Genomic DNA, 509 nt, shown 5'->3' with positions numbered 1-509 from the left:
ATCGACTTACTCGACCAAGCCGAAGAAGATCCCGCTTATATCGATACCTATACAGAACAAACACTAAAAAAATTACGCCTAATCTGGCTTGGCGCCATGCACTGGCAAAGCAAATAAATGATCGACTTAAGACGAGTTGCTTTCTGACTTCAGCAGTCGGATACCAGCAGGCTCGATCTGGATCAGCTTGTTTTTGTACATGTTACCAATCGTCATTTTATATGACTTCTTACTCACCCCAAATGCCTCAGCGATCGCTTCGGGCGAGCTTTTATCGGACAGGCCGAGAAACCCATTATTCTCCTGCAGGGCTCGTAATACCCGCTTACTTAGATCATCTACTTTCGCAAAACCTGGCGCCTGCAAACTCAAATCTACTTTGCCATCCTCGCGAACGCGCTTAATGTAGCCCTTAATGTTTTGACCGATTCGAAGCGGCTTAACGACATCACTGTAAAATAGTAAGCCCCAAAACTGATGATCGATCACGCAGGCATATCCCAAGTCGG

General features: G+C 46.0%; 1 pseudogene. It reads right to left on the bottom strand.

From position 1 onward, the window contains the following. Nucleotides 1–126 precede the first annotated feature (126 nt). A pseudogene (locus tag A3750_RS05770) lies at nt 127–509 on the bottom strand (hypothetical protein); the annotation flags it as partial.

This window comes from Oleiphilus sp. HI0079 (assembly GCF_001635105.1).
The sequence above is the reverse complement of the archived record's forward strand: the minus strand, read 5'-3'. Positions and strand labels throughout refer to the sequence as shown.